Source organism: Actinoplanes couchii (genome assembly GCF_016862075.1).
GTDB classification, from domain to species: Bacteria; Actinomycetota; Actinomycetes; order Mycobacteriales; family Micromonosporaceae; genus Actinoplanes; species Actinoplanes couchii.
This window is the reverse complement of sequence record NZ_BOMG01000093.1, coordinates 1-16,965: the sequence shown is the minus strand read 5'-3', so window position 1 is coordinate 16,965 and position 16,965 is coordinate 1. Positions and strand designations below refer to the sequence as shown.

17 protein-coding genes and 1 pseudogene are annotated in these 16,965 nt (G+C 71.1%); 10 read left to right on the top strand and 8 right to left on the bottom strand.

Going from position 1 to position 16,965, the window contains the following annotated elements:
* The first annotated feature begins 264 nt into the window (after positions 1-264).
* Entirely contained in the window at positions 265-1,080 is an 816-nt protein-coding gene (locus Aco03nite_RS36670) for an AraC family transcriptional regulator (RefSeq protein ID WP_203804512.1), read from the top strand.
* 119 nt (positions 1,081-1,199) lie between these two features.
* Here the strand turns inward: Aco03nite_RS36670 and Aco03nite_RS36665 are convergent, their stop codons facing one another.
* The 3 genes from Aco03nite_RS36665 to Aco03nite_RS36655 all read right to left on the bottom strand — a co-directional run bounded on the left by Aco03nite_RS36665 (position 1,200) and on the right by Aco03nite_RS36655 (position 3,883).
* On the bottom strand, positions 1,200-2,246 hold the full coding sequence (locus tag Aco03nite_RS36665) for an alanine racemase (protein WP_239145738.1): 1,047 nt from the start codon (positions 2,244-2,246) through the stop codon (positions 1,200-1,202).
* Positions 2,243-3,112, bottom strand: coding sequence for a patatin-like phospholipase family protein (locus tag Aco03nite_RS36660; protein WP_203804510.1), 870 nt, complete (start codon positions 3,110-3,112; stop codon positions 2,243-2,245). Before Aco03nite_RS36660 ends, Aco03nite_RS36665 begins: the two co-directional genes overlap by 4 nt.
* Positions 3,113-3,340: 228 nt before the next feature.
* Positions 3,341-3,883 carry a snapalysin family zinc-dependent metalloprotease gene (locus tag Aco03nite_RS36655; RefSeq protein ID WP_203804507.1) on the bottom strand — a complete coding sequence of 181 codons (543 nt, stop codon included), beginning with the start codon at positions 3,881-3,883 and terminating at the stop codon, positions 3,341-3,343.
* 134 nt (positions 3,884-4,017) lie between these two features.
* Here Aco03nite_RS36655 and Aco03nite_RS36650 point away from each other — a divergent pair, with 134 nt between their 5' ends.
* Positions 4,018-4,488 carry a cysteine hydrolase family protein gene (locus Aco03nite_RS36650; RefSeq protein ID WP_203804504.1) on the top strand — a complete coding sequence of 157 codons (471 nt, stop codon included), beginning with the start codon at positions 4,018-4,020 and terminating at the stop codon, positions 4,486-4,488.
* A 13-nt stretch (positions 4,489-4,501) separates the two neighbouring features.
* On the opposite strand, the gene Aco03nite_RS36645 is transcribed toward Aco03nite_RS36650, so the two are convergent.
* A complete protein-coding gene (locus Aco03nite_RS36645; RefSeq protein ID WP_203804501.1) occupies positions 4,502-4,939 on the bottom strand; it encodes a VOC family protein in 438 nt (145 codons plus the stop codon).
* Between the two features lie 11 nt (positions 4,940-4,950).
* On the bottom strand, positions 4,951-5,412 hold the full coding sequence (locus Aco03nite_RS36640) for an SRPBCC domain-containing protein (protein ID WP_203804499.1): 462 nt from the start codon (positions 5,410-5,412) through the stop codon (positions 4,951-4,953).
* Positions 5,413-5,475: 63 nt separating this feature from the next.
* On the opposite strand from Aco03nite_RS36640, the gene Aco03nite_RS36635 reads away from it, so the two are divergent.
* On the top strand, positions 5,476-6,054 hold the full coding sequence (locus tag Aco03nite_RS36635; RefSeq protein ID WP_203804497.1) for a hypothetical protein: 579 nt from the start codon (positions 5,476-5,478) through the stop codon (positions 6,052-6,054).
* Between the two features lie 414 nt (positions 6,055-6,468).
* On the opposite strand, the gene Aco03nite_RS36630 is transcribed toward Aco03nite_RS36635, so the two are convergent.
* Positions 6,469-8,499 carry a cellulose binding domain-containing protein gene (locus tag Aco03nite_RS36630; RefSeq protein ID WP_203804495.1) on the bottom strand — a complete coding sequence of 677 codons (2,031 nt, stop codon included), beginning with the start codon at positions 8,497-8,499 and terminating at the stop codon, positions 6,469-6,471.
* Between the two features lie 107 nt (positions 8,500-8,606).
* On the opposite strand from Aco03nite_RS36630, the gene Aco03nite_RS36625 reads away from it, so the two are divergent.
* Together Aco03nite_RS36625 and Aco03nite_RS36620 are read left to right on the top strand one after the other, a co-directional pair.
* A complete protein-coding gene (locus tag Aco03nite_RS36625; protein ID WP_203804493.1) occupies positions 8,607-9,128 on the top strand; it encodes a SigE family RNA polymerase sigma factor in 522 nt (173 codons plus the stop codon).
* Positions 9,125-9,811 carry a hypothetical protein gene (locus tag Aco03nite_RS36620; protein WP_203804491.1) on the top strand — a complete coding sequence of 229 codons (687 nt, stop codon included), beginning with the start codon at positions 9,125-9,127 and terminating at the stop codon, positions 9,809-9,811. Before Aco03nite_RS36625 ends, Aco03nite_RS36620 begins: the two co-directional genes overlap by 4 nt.
* 80 nt (positions 9,812-9,891) lie before the next feature.
* Here Aco03nite_RS36620 and Aco03nite_RS36615 read toward each other — a convergent pair whose 3' ends face one another.
* Together Aco03nite_RS36615 and Aco03nite_RS36610 are read right to left on the bottom strand one after the other, a co-directional pair.
* The gene (locus Aco03nite_RS36615) at positions 9,892-10,176 is read right to left on the bottom strand and encodes a hypothetical protein (protein ID WP_203804489.1); all 285 of its coding nucleotides are present in this window, start codon (positions 10,174-10,176) and stop codon (positions 9,892-9,894) included.
* Complete coding sequence (locus tag Aco03nite_RS36610; RefSeq protein ID WP_203804486.1) at positions 10,173-10,880, bottom strand: CHAT domain-containing protein; 708 nt, start codon at positions 10,878-10,880, stop codon at positions 10,173-10,175. Before Aco03nite_RS36610 ends, Aco03nite_RS36615 begins: the two co-directional genes overlap by 4 nt.
* Before the next feature lie 65 nt (positions 10,881-10,945).
* Between Aco03nite_RS36610 and Aco03nite_RS36605 the strand changes: the two genes are divergently transcribed.
* The 5 genes and pseudogenes from Aco03nite_RS36605 to Aco03nite_RS54290 all read left to right on the top strand — a co-directional run.
* Entirely contained in the window at positions 10,946-11,662 is a 717-nt protein-coding gene (locus tag Aco03nite_RS36605; RefSeq protein ID WP_203804484.1) for a vWA domain-containing protein, read from the top strand.
* Positions 11,655-12,509, top strand: coding sequence for a protein phosphatase 2C domain-containing protein (locus Aco03nite_RS36600; protein ID WP_203804481.1), 855 nt, complete (start codon positions 11,655-11,657; stop codon positions 12,507-12,509). Before Aco03nite_RS36605 ends, Aco03nite_RS36600 begins: the two co-directional genes overlap by 8 nt.
* Positions 12,506-14,008 (top strand): hypothetical protein, encoded by a 1,503-nt coding sequence (locus Aco03nite_RS36595; RefSeq protein ID WP_203804478.1) that lies wholly within the window; start codon positions 12,506-12,508, stop codon positions 14,006-14,008. The genes Aco03nite_RS36600 and Aco03nite_RS36595 overlap by 4 nt, the downstream gene beginning before the upstream one ends.
* A gap of 16 nt (positions 14,009-14,024) precedes the next feature.
* On the top strand, positions 14,025-15,449 hold the full coding sequence (locus Aco03nite_RS36590; RefSeq protein WP_203804475.1) for a DUF4407 domain-containing protein: 1,425 nt from the start codon (positions 14,025-14,027) through the stop codon (positions 15,447-15,449).
* Positions 15,449-16,965: pseudogene (locus Aco03nite_RS54290) on the top strand (hypothetical protein); the annotation flags it as partial. The gene Aco03nite_RS36590 and the pseudogene Aco03nite_RS54290, both read left to right, overlap by 1 nt.

The window sequence follows — 16,965 nt, the reverse complement described above, 5'->3', positions numbered from 1 at the left end:
AGAGAGCGGACGACGGCGAGGGCGGACGGGCGGCAAGAGAGCGGACGACGGCGGGGGTGGAGGGCGGCGAGTGGGTGCGGTGACGAGAGCGGACGGTGGCAGGAGGGTGTGGTGGCGAGAGGGGGCGGTGGTAGGGAACTTCAGTGGTGCGAGGGTCGGATTTCGGCTGTGGGATGACCGTACGAGGGGAGCCGTGGGTTGATCGATGCTCTTTTGACTCGGAGAATTGATTGATTGACTCAGGGCGCGGCTAGGATTTCGGCCGTGGATGTGGTCAGCGACATGCTTCAGGTGTCCGGGGTTCGGGGGGCGCTCGGTGCGTGGATCGACGACGCGGGGGAGTGGGCGGCGGCGTTCGGGGACCAGGCCGGGGCGGCGCTGCACGTCGTCGTGGAGGGTGCGGCGACACTTCGGCGGCCGGGGCATCCGCCGCTCGATCTTGCCGCCGGGGATGTCGTGCTGCTGCCGGAAGGGGCCCGGCACCGGCTGAACGGGCGCGGATCCCGGTTGATCACGATGCACTACGACTGTGACCACACCGCTCGTACCCAGGTGATCGACGCCCTGCCCGACCTGATCCACGTGCGTGGCGGGCGGGGCGACGACGGGTTCGACGACACCGTCCGGCTGCTCGGGCGGGAACTCACCCGGCCGGGGATCGCCGGCACCGCCATGCTCAACAACCTGGTCGACATCATGCTCATCCAGTTGCTGCGGGCCGCGCCGCTGAAGGGTTTCCTGGGCATGCTGCACGATCCGGTCGTCAACCGGGCGCTGGAACGGATCCACACCGAGCCGGGACGCCAGTGGACCACCACGAGCCTGGCCGCCGAGATCGCGGTGTCCCGGGCCACTCTCGCCCGGCGGTTTCCGGTGGCGCTCGGGCTGAGCCCGGCCGCCTACCTCACCCAGTGGCGGATGGACCTGGCCGCGATGCGCCTGCGCCGCACCGGCGACAGTGTGGAGAGCATCGCGGCCGCCGTCGGGTACGGCTCGGTGCCCGCGTTCAGCCGCGCCTTCACCCGGGCCCGGGGCCTGACCCCTGGTCGTTTCCGGTCACGTGTCCGTGCCGCGACCTGACCCCGGCCGGGGCGTCGTTTCCGGTCATGCATGTGCGCCGCGGCCTGACGCCGGCCGGGGCGTCGGTTTCGGTCATGCATGTGCGCCGCGGCCTGACGCCGGCCGAGCATCGGTTTCGGTTATGTGTTCGCGCCGCGGGCTGACACCGGCCAGCGGTCCACCGGGGTGCCGTTCTCGGTCACGATCAACTCGTCGGCCAGGTTGACCGTGGCGCACACGTGGTTCGGGACGACCCGGATCCGGTCGCCCCGCCTCGGAACCGGCTGGCCCTCCGGGAGCACGACGGTCGCGTGATGCTCGGACAGCGCGACGATCCGGGCGTCCGGCAGATCCAGCAGGCGGCCGCCGCCGGTCGCCCACGCCTGCTGGTCGGCGCCGAGGACCTTGCTGCCCGCGTCCAGGATGAACCGCTGCCCGGACCGGCTGACCACCGTCGCCGTCACGGTCAGCGCCACCCGGCCCCAGCCGCACGTGCCGAGTTCGACCTGCTGGGCGTCACCGAAGACGTAGACGCCGGGCCGCATCTCGGTCAGCGTGTCACCGGTCAGCGCGGCCGTCGGGGTGGAGCCGCCGCTGCGCACCGACGCGTCCAGCCCGTGCGCGGTCAGGGCGGCGGCGGCCTCGGCCAGGGCGGCCGACTCCTGATCCACCGCCGGTTGCTGACGGGACGGACCGTAGGCGTGGCCGGGGAACGTGAAGACCCCGCGTACCAGCAGATCTGCCTTGTCCGCGGCGACCGCGACCGCTCCGGCCTCCGCCGGGACGACGCCGCTGCGGTGATGCCCGCTGTCCACCTCGACCAGCACCTCCAGGCCGGGCAGGGCGCGGCCGAGGGCTTCGGCGCTCTCCGCCGAGTCGACGCCGATCCGCAGCGCCGTCCTCTCCCGGAGCGCCCGCAGCCGGGCGACCTGCTCGTCGGACGGCCAGATCGGATAGGCGATGAACAGGTCACCGGCGTCCGCGAACACCTCGGCCTCGCTGACGGTCGCCACGGTCAGGCCGGTCGCGCCGAGTGCCAGCTGGCGGCGGGCGATCTCCGGTGACTTGTGGGTCTTGGCGTGCGGGCGCAACGCCACCCCGTGGGCGGCCGCGTGGTCCGCCATCGCCCGGAGGTTCGTGTCGAGCACGGTGACGTCGACGGCGACAAAAGGCGTCAACAAGTTCAACTCCAGATTTCTCGTACGTCATCAGCCAGCACCCCAGCCTGCCGCAACCCGGCCCGTACCGCCGCCGGACGCCGTCGCGCATCCATCAGATCCGGCCCGAACGCCTCCAGCGCGGCGGCGTCCGGCTCGATCAGCAGCGACCGCCCGGCCCCGGAGGCGGCCATCTCGTCCCGGATCCGCTTGCGGTCCAGCATCGCCAGCGGGGCGATCACCACCAGCCGGTCCGCACCCTCGGCCAGGTCGGCGGCGGCGCCCAGGCGGACTCCGCCGTCCATGTACCGTCGCCCGCCGATCGTCACCGGCGGCATCAGCCCCGGCACCGCACAACTCGCCGCGACCGCCTGCAACAGCGTCGCCCCGGACCCGGCGTCGAGCACCCGGTCCCGCCCATCGGCGGTATCCACCACGGTGATCCGCAGGTCAGCGGCCGGCCAGTCGGCGACCGGGATGAGCGGCCGCATCCGCTCCAGATACGCGGCCTCGTCCCCGGCGGCGGCCAGCGCCATCGCACCGACCCGGGTCCGCGCCTCCATCGTCGGCACCGACGGGTCGGCGAGCACCGCCATCGCCGTCAGCCACCGGTCACCGGCCGGCCCCGCCGCCCGCGGGGAAGGGGGAGCCGCCACACTCGTCGCCTGCGGGGAAGAGGGAGTTGCCGCATCTGCCGGAGTCTCCTGTAGGGCGACCGCCTTCTCCAGGTCCACACCGGCCGCGACCAGGGTGCCGACCACCGAGCCGGCGGAGGTGCCGATGATCGTTCCGGCGTTGCCGAGGGGTACGCCGGCCCGCTGGAGTCCACAGAGAAGGCCGAGATGCCAGGCGATGCCGGTGACACCACCGCCGCCGAGAACGAGAGTCCGCTTCATGATTCCGACCGTATCGGCCGGCGGCCACCCGGTGCTGCACGATTGTCGTAAGGATTCCGGACCGCCCGCCGCGACCGTCACCCGTCCGCCATGGCGATCCACCACGATCGCGGGTGGACCGTGCCCCCACAGAGCGCACAGGTGATGGTCGCGGCGGTGCGGAGCGCCGGGCAGGCCCCCGCCAGGGCCCGCCCGGCGGGTCCAACCAGCCGGGCTGCTCGAAACCGGTCAGCCGACCCAGACGTAGGTTCGGGCCGGTGCGGTCGCCGCCGACGAGGTCAGGGAGGCGAAGTTGGCGTTGACGGTGGCCAGTTCCCGGGCGCTCGGATACGCGTTGGTGCAGCTCACCGGCGCGCTGCTGCCGGACATCAGGTCGGTGCAGAGGCCGGTCCGGTTGTCCGGCAGGCCGAGCAGGTGGCCGATCTCGTGGGCGGCGATCCGCGGCGGGTAGTAGCCCTGGTTGACGGCCTGCCGGCCCATGTACCAGTAGCCGTTACCCAGCGACTGGGTGTAGGCGCGCGGCCAGCCGTTGTCGGCGTACACCCGGATGTTGGGGGTGCGGCCGGCCGGGACCGGGTCCAGGCGGACGTTGGTGGCGCGGCTGTTCCAGATGGCGAAACCCTGCTGGGCGACGGCCTGGAACTCCTGGGCCTGGCTGACGTCGTAGTAGAGGACGCGCGGCGCCGCGGTGGCGGGCGCGGCGGTGGCGACCTGGACGCCGGCCAGGGTGAGGGCGGCGAGGACGGCTGCCGCGATTCGGCGGATCAGCATTGTTGCCTCCGGGGGACGGGGGTACGGATAACCTCCTTTGTATAGATGTAAATCGATGGATGCGGCATATCGGTTCGGCCCTCTGATCGACGTGATGGTCGCCGTGATCCGACACGCCGCCCTTCCAGTACCCGGTGATCCGGGCGTCCAGCCGCCCCGGCTCCCCGGCCGCGAACAGGAACGTGCCCGCCCCGGCGATCAGCCCGGTCACCGACTCCAGCTCGTCGTGCACGACTGTCACGGTCCGGGTGGAGCGCCCCGGCGTCGCCGAGCAGCCGCCCGGCAGCGACTTCGTCCCCGAGCTGACCCCGGTGGCCGGTGACGTGGTGGTGGTGAAGCGGACGATCGGCGCCTTCTACGGCACGGACCTGGCCACCCGCCTGCACGAACGCGACGTGGACACGGTCGTCCTGGCCGGCCTGGCCACCACCATGGGCGTCGAGTCCACGGCCCGGGCGGCAGCCGACCACGGCTTCGAGGTGATCTTCGCCGCGGACGCGATGAGCGGAGTGACCACAGCCGAACACGATCACGCCCTGACCGTCGTCCTGCCCCGTTTCGGCGAGGTCCTGACCACCGGCCGGGTCCTGAGCCGCCGCGACTGAAAAGCCGGCCGGGTCAGCTGATGCGTTCGGCCAGGGAGACGATGATGCCCTCGGGGCCCCGGACGTAGGCCATCCGCCACATGTTCTCGTACTCGCCGATGCCTCCGACCAGGTGGTAGCCCCGGGTGGCCGCCGCGGCGACCGCGGCGGGCAGGTCGGTGACCTCGAAGGAGACGTTGCGCAGGCCCAGCACGTTGGCCATCGCGTCGGGGGTGCCCGGTAGCGGATCAGGGTGCAGGAAGCGGGCCAGCTCCAGGCGGAAGCCGTCGGGGGAGCGCAGCATGACGATGTCGGTGCGGGAACCGGGGATCCCGCAGACCGTGTCGATGAACTCACCCTCGACCGACGTGCGGCCCTCCACCTCCAGGCCCAGCGACACGAAGAAGTCGCTCACCACATCGAGATCGGCGACCGTGATGCCGATGTGGTCGAAACGCCGTACGTATGACATGGGCCCAGTATTCAGGCCTCCAGGTACGCGGCGAGCTGGGCCAGCGACGAGTTCATCCCGTCGGCGTGGTCGGCGGCGGAGATGCCGGGCGGCACGTCGTCGGCCCGGAAGACCACCCGGGTGCCCGGCTCCACCGCCGTGACCTGCCACGTCATCGTCATCGTGCCGGCCTGCGCCGGATCGTCGGAGACGAAGTCGACGGCCTGCACCACCCGGTCCCCGGGGACGACGTCGACGAACCGGGCCTCGACCACATCGGAGTCCGCGGTCGTCTTGCCCGGTGCGGCCGACGCGTCGGCGTATGTCAGCACCAGCCGGTACGACCCGCCGGGGCTGGCGTCGTACCTGTCGAACCGCCCGCTCATGCCCTCCGGCGGCAGCCAGACCGTCAGCGCCACCGGATCGACGAGCGCCGCCCACACCCGCGCGACCGGGGCCGCGATCGTCCGGGAGGCGATATCCGTCCGAGTCATGCACCGATCGTACAAATCAAGGGTCAAAAGCCGGTCCACACCCTGCCGCTGTACGGTCGGGGCATGCCGCCTCCGCCGCAGTGGCGCCTGTTCGACAGCGAGACCGGTGTTCCGCTCACCGACTGCCAGGACATCGACGGCCTGTTCGACGACCGCCCGTTCCCGGCCGACCCGGTCTACGAGCGGGTGACCCTGCGCGGTTGCGCCCCGGCCGGCCCGTTGAAGGCAGCCGTCGACGGCACCGGCCCCGCCTGGCTCGGCACCGTGGACGCCGGCCTCGAACTGCAGGACGCCTGCGTCATCGGACACCGCCGGTCCACCGACGGCCTGCTCGACATCGACCTGCTGGCCCACCGCCAGTCCGCCGAAGGGGGAACGACCGACACCTCCCGGCTGACGGTGTGGTGGCCGTGGGAACAACCGGCCGGAACGTTCCGCACCGCGGAGGGCCTGGCCCGCTACGCCCCCGGCGACTGCCCGCCGGGCCCGCCGGTCATCCTGCTGGGCTGTCGCCCGGCGCCGGCTCTTGAATCCGGCCGGGCTTTCGACGCAGACCTGGCGCACCTGCGGACCGACGGCACCGTTCTCGACGACATACTCAACACCCTGACCACCGACGGCGTATACGTCGAACTCCGCTGATCAATTGCTCCGATGTGGATGATAGAACCATGCCGGATCTGGGGATTCTGTTGGCGGTGGCGGTGTTCGTCGTTCTTCTGGCGATTCTGACCGGGGTGGTGATTCTGGTCAGGGTGACTCGCCGGGAGGCTGTTCGGGTTCGGCGGTCACGGTCGGTTACGAGCACTCTGCCGGTTTCCGCTGTCAAGGAGGCCGCCACCAATCCGGTCTGGGCTGACATCAACGATCGTCGCCGGGGTGGTGGCGTCGCACCGGAGGCCGGCGGCGGACGGCCCCGCCGCCGGTCGCGCTCCCGTGACAGGAGCACCGGTTCTTTCTGGGGCGGCGGGGACAGCGGCTGCGACGGCGGTGGCGGTGGGGGTGGGGGTGGCGGGGAGTGAGTGGTGACCCGCCGGATGGCGGGCCACCATCGGATCACGCGCTGGTGCAGATGGTTCCGTTGAGGGTGAAGACCGTCGGTAGGACGTTCGGGCCGCTGTAGTTGCCCACCAGGCCGGTGCCGATGGTTGCTCCGGCGGCCAGCGCGCCCTCGCCGACCACCCGGACCGTGGTGCCGGTCTGCGTCCACGTGGCGTTCCAGCCGCTTCCCAGCGACTGCCACGTGGTGGGCCAGTCGAAGGTCAGTGTCCAGCTCGGCAGGGCCGCCGTCGTGTTGTTGGTGATGTCGAGCTGGCCCACGTAACCGTTGCCCCAGTCGTTGACGTCGCGGAACCTCACCGTGCAACCCGCGTTCGCCGGGGTCGCCGTGGTGAACGTCAGCGGTGGCGACGAGGCCGAGAGGCGGCCCGCGCCGTCCCGGGCGACCACGTTCACCGTGTACCGGCGGCCGGGCTGCAGGTTACCGGCCGTCAGTGACGTGCCGGTGGTCTCGCCCAGCAGTTCGGCGGCGCCGCCGTTCTGCCGGTACACCTCGTACTTCAGGCCTGCCGTTCCGGCCGGCCAGGAGATGGTGGCGCCGCGGTCGGTGACGGTCGCGGCCGGTTTCCCGGGCGCGGCGGGAGCAGTGCCGGCCACCGGGTTCGGGCGCAAGGTCACCAGACTGATCGAGTACGGGGCCAGCGTCTGCGTCGCCGCACTGCCGGCCGGGCCGGTGACCACTCCGGCGGCGCCGTTGGTGTAGGTGGCCACCGTCGGCGTCCCGGAGACCGGCGTGAACCCGTGGTATTTCAACGACACCGACTGTGCCACCGACGGATCCTTGTTGATCAGCAGCAGGGCCACGTCACCGTTCTTCCGGCGTACCGCATGGGCAGTGATCTCGGGGTTGTCGCTTCCGGCGGCGATGAAACGGTCACCGGGCCGGGCCAGCTCGCCGACCAGCGAAAGCGCGTGATACGGCGCGAACGGCGTGTTCAGCGGCGGCTGGCACACCCCGGCGTCGTTGCAGTTCCCGCTGGACAGCAGGCCGTAGTCGCCGTAGTCGGTCTGCCCGGCCACCTCCGACACCGTCCCGAGTCCGTTGTGCGTGTTCCACCAGTGGACGGTGAAAACGCCCTGGGCCAGCAGCCCGCTGTAGACGTCGGCGAGGAACAGCGCACCCGGCTGGGTGTTGCGGCCGATCTCCACGTTGGTCTCGGTCATGCTGATGCCGATCCGTCCGCTGGTGTCGCCGGCGAAGTCCCGCAACTGCTGCCGCAGCAGGTGCACGGCGTCGGTGATCTGCGCCGGCTTGGTCAGCGTCTCGGCCGCGGTGGCGCCGCCGGGGTACCAGTGCACGTCCACGAAGTCGATCACCGACCCGGCCCGGCTGAGCACCTCCTGGTTCCAGCTGCCCTGGTCACCCGTGCCGACAATGGCGTCCGGCCAGTTCCCGGGCATCGTCAGGACGGCGCCGACCTTGATGTCAGGGTCAACTGCCTTCATGGCTTGCGCGTACGCGATGACATTGCTCGCGTACTCCCGGGGGCTCTTGTCGGCGTGGTCGTCGGCCTCCCAGGCGGAGCCGTAGTGCCCGTTGCCGTAGTTCTCGTTGCCGATCGTCCAGTACGTGACGTCGTAGTCCTTGGTGATGTTGGCGTACCGGACCCACCCGGCCGCCTCCGCCGCGGTCCCGGTCCCGTAGTTGGCGATGATCATCGGCTGGGCGCCGGTCCGCCGGGCCCCGGCCATGAACGTGTCGAAGTCGGTGTCCGGGGCGACGTGACCACCGGGCGCGGTGTGCGTCTCCCAGTGGTAGATGTCGGCGTAGGAGCCGCCCGGGTAGCGCACCATGGTCACCCCGGCGTCCCCGAGCAGGTCGGCGACGGCGGGCGTGCCCAGCTGGGAGTCCCAGATGGCGTGGTTGACACCGACGGCGACGTCACCGGCGGTGGCGAGCCCGGCCCGCACGTCGACGTCGACACGGGCGTCGGCGGCGGCGAGGGCAGGGGCGGGGGAGACGGGTACTACGGCGGTGGCGGTCGCGAGCAGCAGGGCGCCGGCGACCGCCTTCCATGAGTTCAGCACGGGCACTCTCCGGGCATGCGGGGATGGGAGCGCTCCCAATGCTCGACCGCGATAAATGACAATGTCAATATGCAACCTCGGCAGCCCCGTCCCGGGTCTGGAAGAACGTGAAAACAGACAGCGAGCGCGATCGGCAGTTCGCGGCCTTCGTGGCCGAGAAACGCGGGCACATGCTGCACACCGCCCGGCTGCTGACCGCTGGTGACAATCACCTGGCCGAGGATCTGGTGCAGACCGCGCTGACCAAACTGTTCGTCTCCTGGGCGGCGTTCCGGCGGGCCGACAGCCCGAACGCGTACCTCAAGCGGGCCTTGTTCAACGCCCTCACGGACGAGCGCCGCCGGATCTGGCGCCGCTTCGAACGGCCGGTCGCCGAGGTCCCGGAGGGCTCCGCCGCCGCCGTCACCCCCGAGACCGACCCGGAGCTGGCCCGCGCCCTCGAGCAGCTGCCACCCCGGATGCGGGCGGCAGTGGTGTTCCGGTTCGTGCTCGACATGGACATCGCGGACACCGCCGTGGCGCTCGGCTGCTCGCCCGGAACCGTCAAGAGCCAGACCGCCCGAGCGCTGGAGAAGCTCCGGGCCGCCCTCAGTTCCACCCCGATGATCCCGCAAGGAGCGAACCGATGAACGACCTGCACAGCCGCCTCACCCGCTTCGGCGGCCCGGTACCAGGCGTCTCCGCCGACACCGTCGCCGCCGACCTGGCCCGCGGCCACCGCGCGGCACGCCGCCGGCGGACCGCCCGGATCGCCGCCGGTTCGGCCTTCGGGACGGCCGCCCTGGCCGCGGTGGTGGCCGTCCTCGGCACCACCCCGACCACCACACCCGACATCAGCGCCCGGCCCGCGATCGGCGCCACCGTGGAGACGCTCAAACTCGTCGAATACCGCGGTGAACAGCCGAAATACTTCACCATCGACAAGGTGCCGGACGGCTTCTTCGTGCAGAAGGACTACGAGGGCGGCCTGACCATCGCCCCGGACAAGGCCCGCAACCCCGCCCCGGACGTGAACCCGTCGGTGGACACGCTCTACAACCCGGACGACTTCACCGGCAAGATCGCCGTCTACCTGGAGAACAAGTTCTACCGGGGCGAACTGACCGGCGACACCGTGGACCTGGGCGGGCGGAAGGCGATCCTGCACGAGATCGGCGAGACCACCCAGCTGATCATCTCGGTCTCCGACGACGTCTACGCCACCATCCAGGCCGACGTCCCGCTCACCCAGGCCCAGCTGCTCGAACTCGGCGCCGGCCTGACCGTGCACCAGGACGCCATCGACAGGCAGGGCCGGGCCCGGGGCAAGTGACGGCCTGCTCACCCCCAGCGGCCGGCTCACCCCCAGCGGCCGGCTCACCGTCGGCGGCCGGCTCACCGTCAGTGGCTGGCTCACCGCCAGCGGCGGCGGAACCATCTGCCGAGCGTGGAGAGCGTCACGAACACCAGTAGCAGGAAGATCCCGGCGCGCCAGGTGTCGCCGCTGGTGTTGTCGCCGGTGTAGGCGAACATGCCGTAGAAGAAGAAGATCACGTCGAGGCCCAGCAGGATCAGTACCGGTTTGCCGCTGGGCGGGGCCGCCCCGTGGTTGACGGTGATCTTCCCCTTCTGGGTGGCGTAGACGTTCTGGCCCACGTTGTACTGATTGCCGGAGTTCGGGTTGCCCGTCGAGCTCATCGCGGTCCTTCGGTCAGGTAGGGGTCGGCGCCCGTGCGCGCCAGCAGTTCCGGGATGTGCCGCTCGGTCAGGCCGTGCACGGCCAGCGCGGCGACCGCCTGGTCGAAGGCCTGCGGCACCGGGCAGCGGAACCCCAGTGCCAGGTAGAAGGCGGCGGCGAACACGGTGGCCGCCTTGTCGCTGATCGGTGCCCGCATGCCGATGACGTAGTCGATGTGCTGCCCGATCGCCCGGACCGCGCCGGCCGTCCAGCAGGCGTTGAGCAGCACGATCCGGATCCGGTGGTTGGCGACGCGGAGCAACTCGCCCAGGGCGGCGGCGCTCACCCGTTGCTCCCGGCCGCCGTCGGCGGCGAGCACGATCTGCCCGGCCCGGTCGCCGTGACCGCTGAAGTGCACGATCTGCGGACGATGCTGGTTCAGGAACTGCAACAGATCCATCGGGCGTACGGCCAGGCAGGTGATCAGCTCGTAGACGTCCCGCTCGTCGGCCAGCCGGAGCCGCTCGCTGATCTGCCGGGCCTCCTCGTCGATGGCGAGCCGCCCGGAGTCGGCCGGGTTCGCGGCGAGCATCAGAACCCGGACCCGGTCGGCGGCCGACGCCCGGGGCGCCGGCGGTCCGCTGACGTTGATGTCACCGCGCCGTGTCGCATACACCGAACCGTCGCCGAACGCGACGTTGAACTGATCACCCAGGTCCCTCATGACCACTCCTGACGGACAGCGGTCCGTCAGGAGTGGGCGTACACATTCGACCTGGGAGGAACACCGTGTCCGAACAAGCCACCGAGGGGCAGATCGTGATGCCCTTCTACATCGTCTGCGACGTCTCCGGCTCCATGTGCGGTGACATGGCCCAACTCAACGCCGGAGTCCAGGCACTGCGGGACGAGATCATGAAGGATCCCGTCGCCGACGACCTGGCGATGCTCAGCATCATCGCCTTCGACAGCACCGCCCGGACCGTGGTGCCGCTGGACACCCCCAGCGAGATGGCGATGCAGCCGCTGCAGTGCGGTGGCGCCACCAACTACACCTCGGCCTTCCAGGAGTTCCACCGGGCGTTCACCGCGGACCGGGCCCGGCTCAAGGCCGAGGGCAAACGGGTCTTCCGGCCGTGCATCTTCTTCCTCACCGACGGCGACCCGACCAGCACCGACCACGGGCAGGTGTTCCAGCAGCTGCTCGCCTACGACCCGGTCACCAAGCAGGGCAACAAGGCGTACCCGTACGTCACGCCGTTCGGATTCCGGACCGCGTCCGAGGCGTCGATGAAGGCCCTCGCCTACCCCACGTTCGGGGAGAAGAAGGGGCGCTACTTCCGGGCCAAGGACGGCACCTCGATCGGGAGCCTGCTCAAGGAGATGGCCGGGATGATCGCCACCTCGGTGCTCGGCTCCACGATGAGCGCCACCACGAACACGCTCCAGTACACGCCACCGGCCGTCAACGCCTCGCCCGTGATGGAAGGCAGCATCCTTGACTAGGACCGAGGTCCCTGCCATCGGGGAGCCGGGCCGGGCCGCCGTCGAACTCGGCGCCGGCCGGCCCACCCGGTTCCCCGGTCCGGCGGACCACGAGCTGAGTGAGTGCCGGGTGCCGGGCGCCTCGGTCCGGGCGGCGAGTGTGCGCGGGCTGATGCACCGCTACCGGGATCAGCCGCGCCAGGACAGCTTCTCGGTGGTCTGGGACGAGCCCACCCGGACGCTGGTCCTGGCGGTCTGCGACGGTGTCGGCCAGTTCGAGCTGTCCCAGGAGGCCGCCGCGTTCGCCGCGCTGGTCACACCGCGTGCCTACCTCGCGCACCGGGACTGGCCGACGGCGTTCACCGAGATCAACAAACGGCTCGCCGAGTTCGTGGCGGCGCCGTCCGGCGACGCCCTGCTGGGCCCGGCGCCGGCGGACGCCCGGATGGCCACCACCCTCGCGGCGGCCGCCGTCCGGATCGGACCGGACGGCCGGCACGCGTCGGTGGCCTGGACCGACGACTCGTCGGTCTGGCAGCTCGACGACGGGCGGTGGTGGAACCTCACCCCCGACCCGGACGCCGAGCCGGACAGCGGCCTGTACACCGGCCGGGTCAAGGCGCTGCCACACGCCGACCCGCGTCTGCGTACCGCCGAGCACCCGCTGACCGAGGGGCCGTTGTTCCTGATGACCGACGGTGTCGGCGTTCCGTTGCAGGGCTCGGCGCAGGTCCGCGAGACCCTCGCCGGCTGGTGGGCCGGGCCGCCGGACGTGTTCACCTTCGCGCGGCAGGTGGGCTTCGCGCGCAAGGGTCACATGGACGACCGTACGGCCATCGGGGTGTGGTTCGAACCGGAGAGCTCGTGAAACCGATCCGTGCCGATCGGCTGGGCACGCTCACGCCGCTCGGCAAGGGCGGCATGGCGCAGGTCTACCGGGTCGGCAACCCGCTTCCGGAGTTCCCGAACGAGACGCTGGCGTTCAAGAAGCTGTTGCCGAGCATCGTGGAGCCGAACCGGACCAAGCTGCTCACCGCCATGCGCACCGCGGTCGGGCTGCGTGACCTGCTCGGTCCCGCCGAGCAGGCCGAGCTCGACGCGGTCGCGGTGTGGCCGCTGGCCATGGTCCAGGAGGGAGGTGGGGACGTCGGCCTGCTGATGCGCTGCATCCCGGACGACTTCTTCCTGGACACCCGCAACGGCCGTGAGGTGTTCGAGCTGCAGCTCCTGTGCACCAGCACCAAACAGGCCACGGCGATGGGGTACGACAAGAGCCGGGAGCGCGCCGACAAACCGCTGGTCCGGCTGGCTCTGGCGGCGCGGCTGGCCTACGCGATGGAGGTGGTGCACCGGCCGCGTGGCGGACAACGGCTGGTGTACGGCGACATGAACCTGAAGAACGTCGCGGTGGCCACCGATCCGCCGCGGGTGCTGCTGATGGACTGCGACGGTGTGGCCGATGTCGGTGACACCTCCCGGACGCAGCCCAACACGTTCCTGTTCTTCCCACCGGAGATCATCGGCAAGCAGCAGAAGTTGCAGGACCAGGTCACCGACGTCTACAAGCTCGCGTTGGCGATCATGCGAGGGCTGTCCACCGGCCAGGCCGCGACCCAGGTCAAGGATCCGGCCAGTCCGAAGATCATCTCCGGGCTGCTCGACCCGGCCGGTGTCGCCCTCTTCCGATCGGCGGTCGACAGTGACCGCGCGCGGCGCCCGGCCGCCGAGGATCTCAAGGAGTACCTGGTCGACCGGGTGCTCGACCTGGCCAGCCCGCCGGTGCTGCTGTCGGCGGAACTCAGCGACGAGATCACCCTGCGCGGCTCCGAGGTCTTCGTGCGCTGGACCCACCAGGGCGCCCGGACCGTCCGGATCCACAGCGCCGTCGGGAACTTCAGCGTCGACGGCATAGCCGCCGACGGCTACCCCGGCGGCTATCCGATCAAGCCGCCGACCGCGGGCGAGATCCGGGTGACGGCCGTCAACGACGACGGCGAGGACACCATGTCGGCCGGCCGGCTGCGCTACTTCGAGATACCGGACGTGCACGTCTCCCTCCATCCTCCGCCCGTCGTTCTCGACGGCCTGCCCAGCATGGAACTGCCCCGGACCCACGCCGAACTGCCGCCCTACCCGATGCATTCGGCCGAGGTGGTGGCGGTGCCACCGGTGCGCTGGCCGCAGGTGCCGCCGCTGCGAGTGGCGGCGCTCGGCTCCCCGGCGCCTCTGGCCCGCGACCTGTGGCAGGGGATCGGCCGGGCCTACCACGACGCCAGCGAGCGCATCGACCTGGCCATCCGGGCCGCGGTGGACGACGCGACCAGGACCCTCCCGGCCCCGCCACCGGCCGGGCCGCCCACCCCATGACCATCGACTGCGAAGAATGCGAGAAACGATGCGAACCGGCCCGTTCCTAGCCAGCCTGGGTGGCGCCGACCCGGACGTCCTGGCCCGCGCCAAACAGATCAGCAAGGCCGGCGCGGCCAAGGACCAGGCGCGTTTCGTGGCGCTGGGCCTCGTGCTGCTGGCGACCGCGGCGCTCGCCATGGTCTCGATGACCTTCGCGATGACCGACGGGCTTCACATCGGCCCGGTCGGCGCGGTCCTGGTGGGCGTCTTCTGGGGCCTGATCATCCTGATCGTCGACCGGGCCCTGATCCTCAGCCTGAAACCGAAGGGCAGCCGGTGGCTGCTGTTCTGGATGATCCTGCCGCGGGTGCTGATGGCGGCCCTGCTCGGCCTGGTCGTCTCGACACCGCTCACCCTGCGGATCTTCGCCGACGAGATCGGCCGGCAGATGTCGCTGGACAACATCGTCGCCGCCGAGCAGTCGTCGATCGCGCTGTCCACCGGAGACCGGCAGAAACGGCTCAAGGACCTGGACACCGAGATCGCCAAGTACGAGGGATATCTGCGCGGTGACGTTCCGGTCACCTCGCCCGAACTGGTCGCCGCGGAGAACGAGTACAAGCAGGCCGACACCGCCTACCAGACCAAACAGGCCGCCGCGGACAAGGCGTGGGCGGCCTGGAAGTGCGAGCTGGACGGCAAACTCTGCGACGCGGGCAGCGGCAAGCCCGGCAACGGGGACCGGGCCCAGGCGCTCCGCCGGGAGTACGACCACAAGGCCGACAGCGCCAACGCCGCGCGCACCCTCGCCCAGCGCAAACAGGCGGCGCTGACCAGGGCACAGGCGCAGGCCAAGAACGCGACCGGGGACAAGGTGACCCAGGCGCAGGACTCCGCCGACCAGGCGCTGCCCGCGCTGCGCCAGCAGCGGGACGTCCTGCGGGCGGCGATCCAGGACGACCAGCAGACCGCCAACCAGGAGGCGGCCGGCAACACCGGCCTGCTCGCCCAGCTCGTCGCCCTGTCCCACCTGGGCGAGGACAACGGCTGGGCCCGGGCCGCACACCTGCTCGTCGCCGCCCTGCTGTTCATGCTCGAACTGCTGCCGGTCGCGGTGAAGTCACTGTCCATCCTGGGGCCGCCGACCGCGTACGACCAGATCGACGACCTCGACACCAAGGAGGTCGTCCGGGCGGCCGGCCGGCAGGAGTACATCGACAAGGATCTGGAGAACCGCAAGAAACGGATCGTGGCCGAGGTGCACAACGAGGTCGAGGTGGTGATGCGCGAGATCGCCAAGGACCAGATCGAATCCTGGAAACAGAAGGTCAAACAGGTGATCGCCAACCCGCCACCGCCCGGCGCCACCGCCCCGGCGGCCGGTAACCGGCCGCGGCCGTCGGCGGCGTCCCGGGTCGCCCGGGGGCTCAACCTTCCGCCGTCGAAGAGGAACTTGTGATGCCGGCCGCCGACCCCACCCCGTACTGGCCCGACGTCGAGGACTGGACCGGATTCCTGCTGGTCGTCGTCCCGGTCGGGGAGCTTCCGGTGCCGGCCGGGGAGATCTGCCGGCAGGTGCGGGCCCGGATCGAAGCCGACCCGGTCCTGTACGACCTGGTCACCGTCGGTCACACCCCTCGGGTCGACCCCGGGACCGGTCGTGGGCTGCTCACCGGCGTGGTCGAGGCGGCCATGCCCGAGCGGCACTTCTTCGCGCCCCGAGGTGTCATCGGCGTCGTCTTCGTCGCCACCGACAAGGACGCGGTCCGGACCGCCTACGAGAACGCCCGCCGGTTGCCGGGCGATCAGCGGATCTGGGGATTCCCGTACGGCACGGTCGCGCATCCCGACGGGCGTGCCGGGATCGGCGCGGAGGCGATCCAGAACTGTGTCCGGTCCATTCGCGAGATGATCAGCGCCTACGAGGAACAACCGGAGATCGCGGGATCCGAACGGGACTTCCTCCACCGCGTCACCGCCCTGATCGAGGCCGGGCTGGTGTCGCCGGAAGCGGCCCGCCCGGAGCCCTTGGAGCCCCCGGAACCCCGGCGTCCCGAGCCGGCCCCGGCGCGCCCGGCCCCGGAACCCCCGGCCTCGCCGCGCCCGGCTCCGGCCGAACCGGCTCCGCCTTCGGGGGCCCCGGCCGGGAAACCGGTCGAGGATCCGGTCCCGGGGGCCGATCCGGACCGGATCGTGCCGCCACCGGAGCACCCGCTGCCGTCGGTGGTGTACGACCGGGCCGACGTCGTCACGGTCGACGGGCGCTCGGCGGTGCGGCGGCTCACCGGCCCGGCCCCCACCGACACCGACTGCCTCGACGAGTTGCAACGCGACGGGCGCAGCGTCGGGCTGGTCTACTTCGTGCTGGTACCCGACGACGGACCGGTGCCGCGGTCGACGGTGAAACGCCGCACCGAGGTCGTGCTCGAACTCGATCAGGTCTTCGCCACGGTCCAGTACGACCCGGTGGGGGACCGGCCCGCCCACGTGGCCGTCGAGGTTCTCGCCGCGACCACCCCGGTCCAGAGGATCGGCGTCCTCCGCCGGGCCGGCGAGATGACCGAGTCGGCGGTTCCCCGCGGCAGCATCGAGTACTTCTCCCTTGCCGAATCGGTGGATTCGCTGCTCAGCGAGGTCCGCCGCACCGCACGGAGTCTGCGGGCCCGGGGTCTGACCGTCGCGAACATCCACTTCGTCTTCCTGGCCACGATGGCGTTCCCCGCCGAGGAGGCCACCGCCCACGACTGGGCCCGTCTCCTCCGGCAGGCCCGCGTCACCTGGATCGACTTCGGGCCGCCCGACCCGTACGCCGATCGCTTCGACATGCCGTCTACCCCGTTCGGCCTGCACGTCCTGTCCGGCGAGGCGGACGCCGTCACCCTGATCAGGCAGCAGTCCGCGCCGCTCTACGACTACGCCCGCCCCACGCCGCGCCCGGCGCCCGAGTCCGCCCCACGCCGCTGGCCCTTCCACCG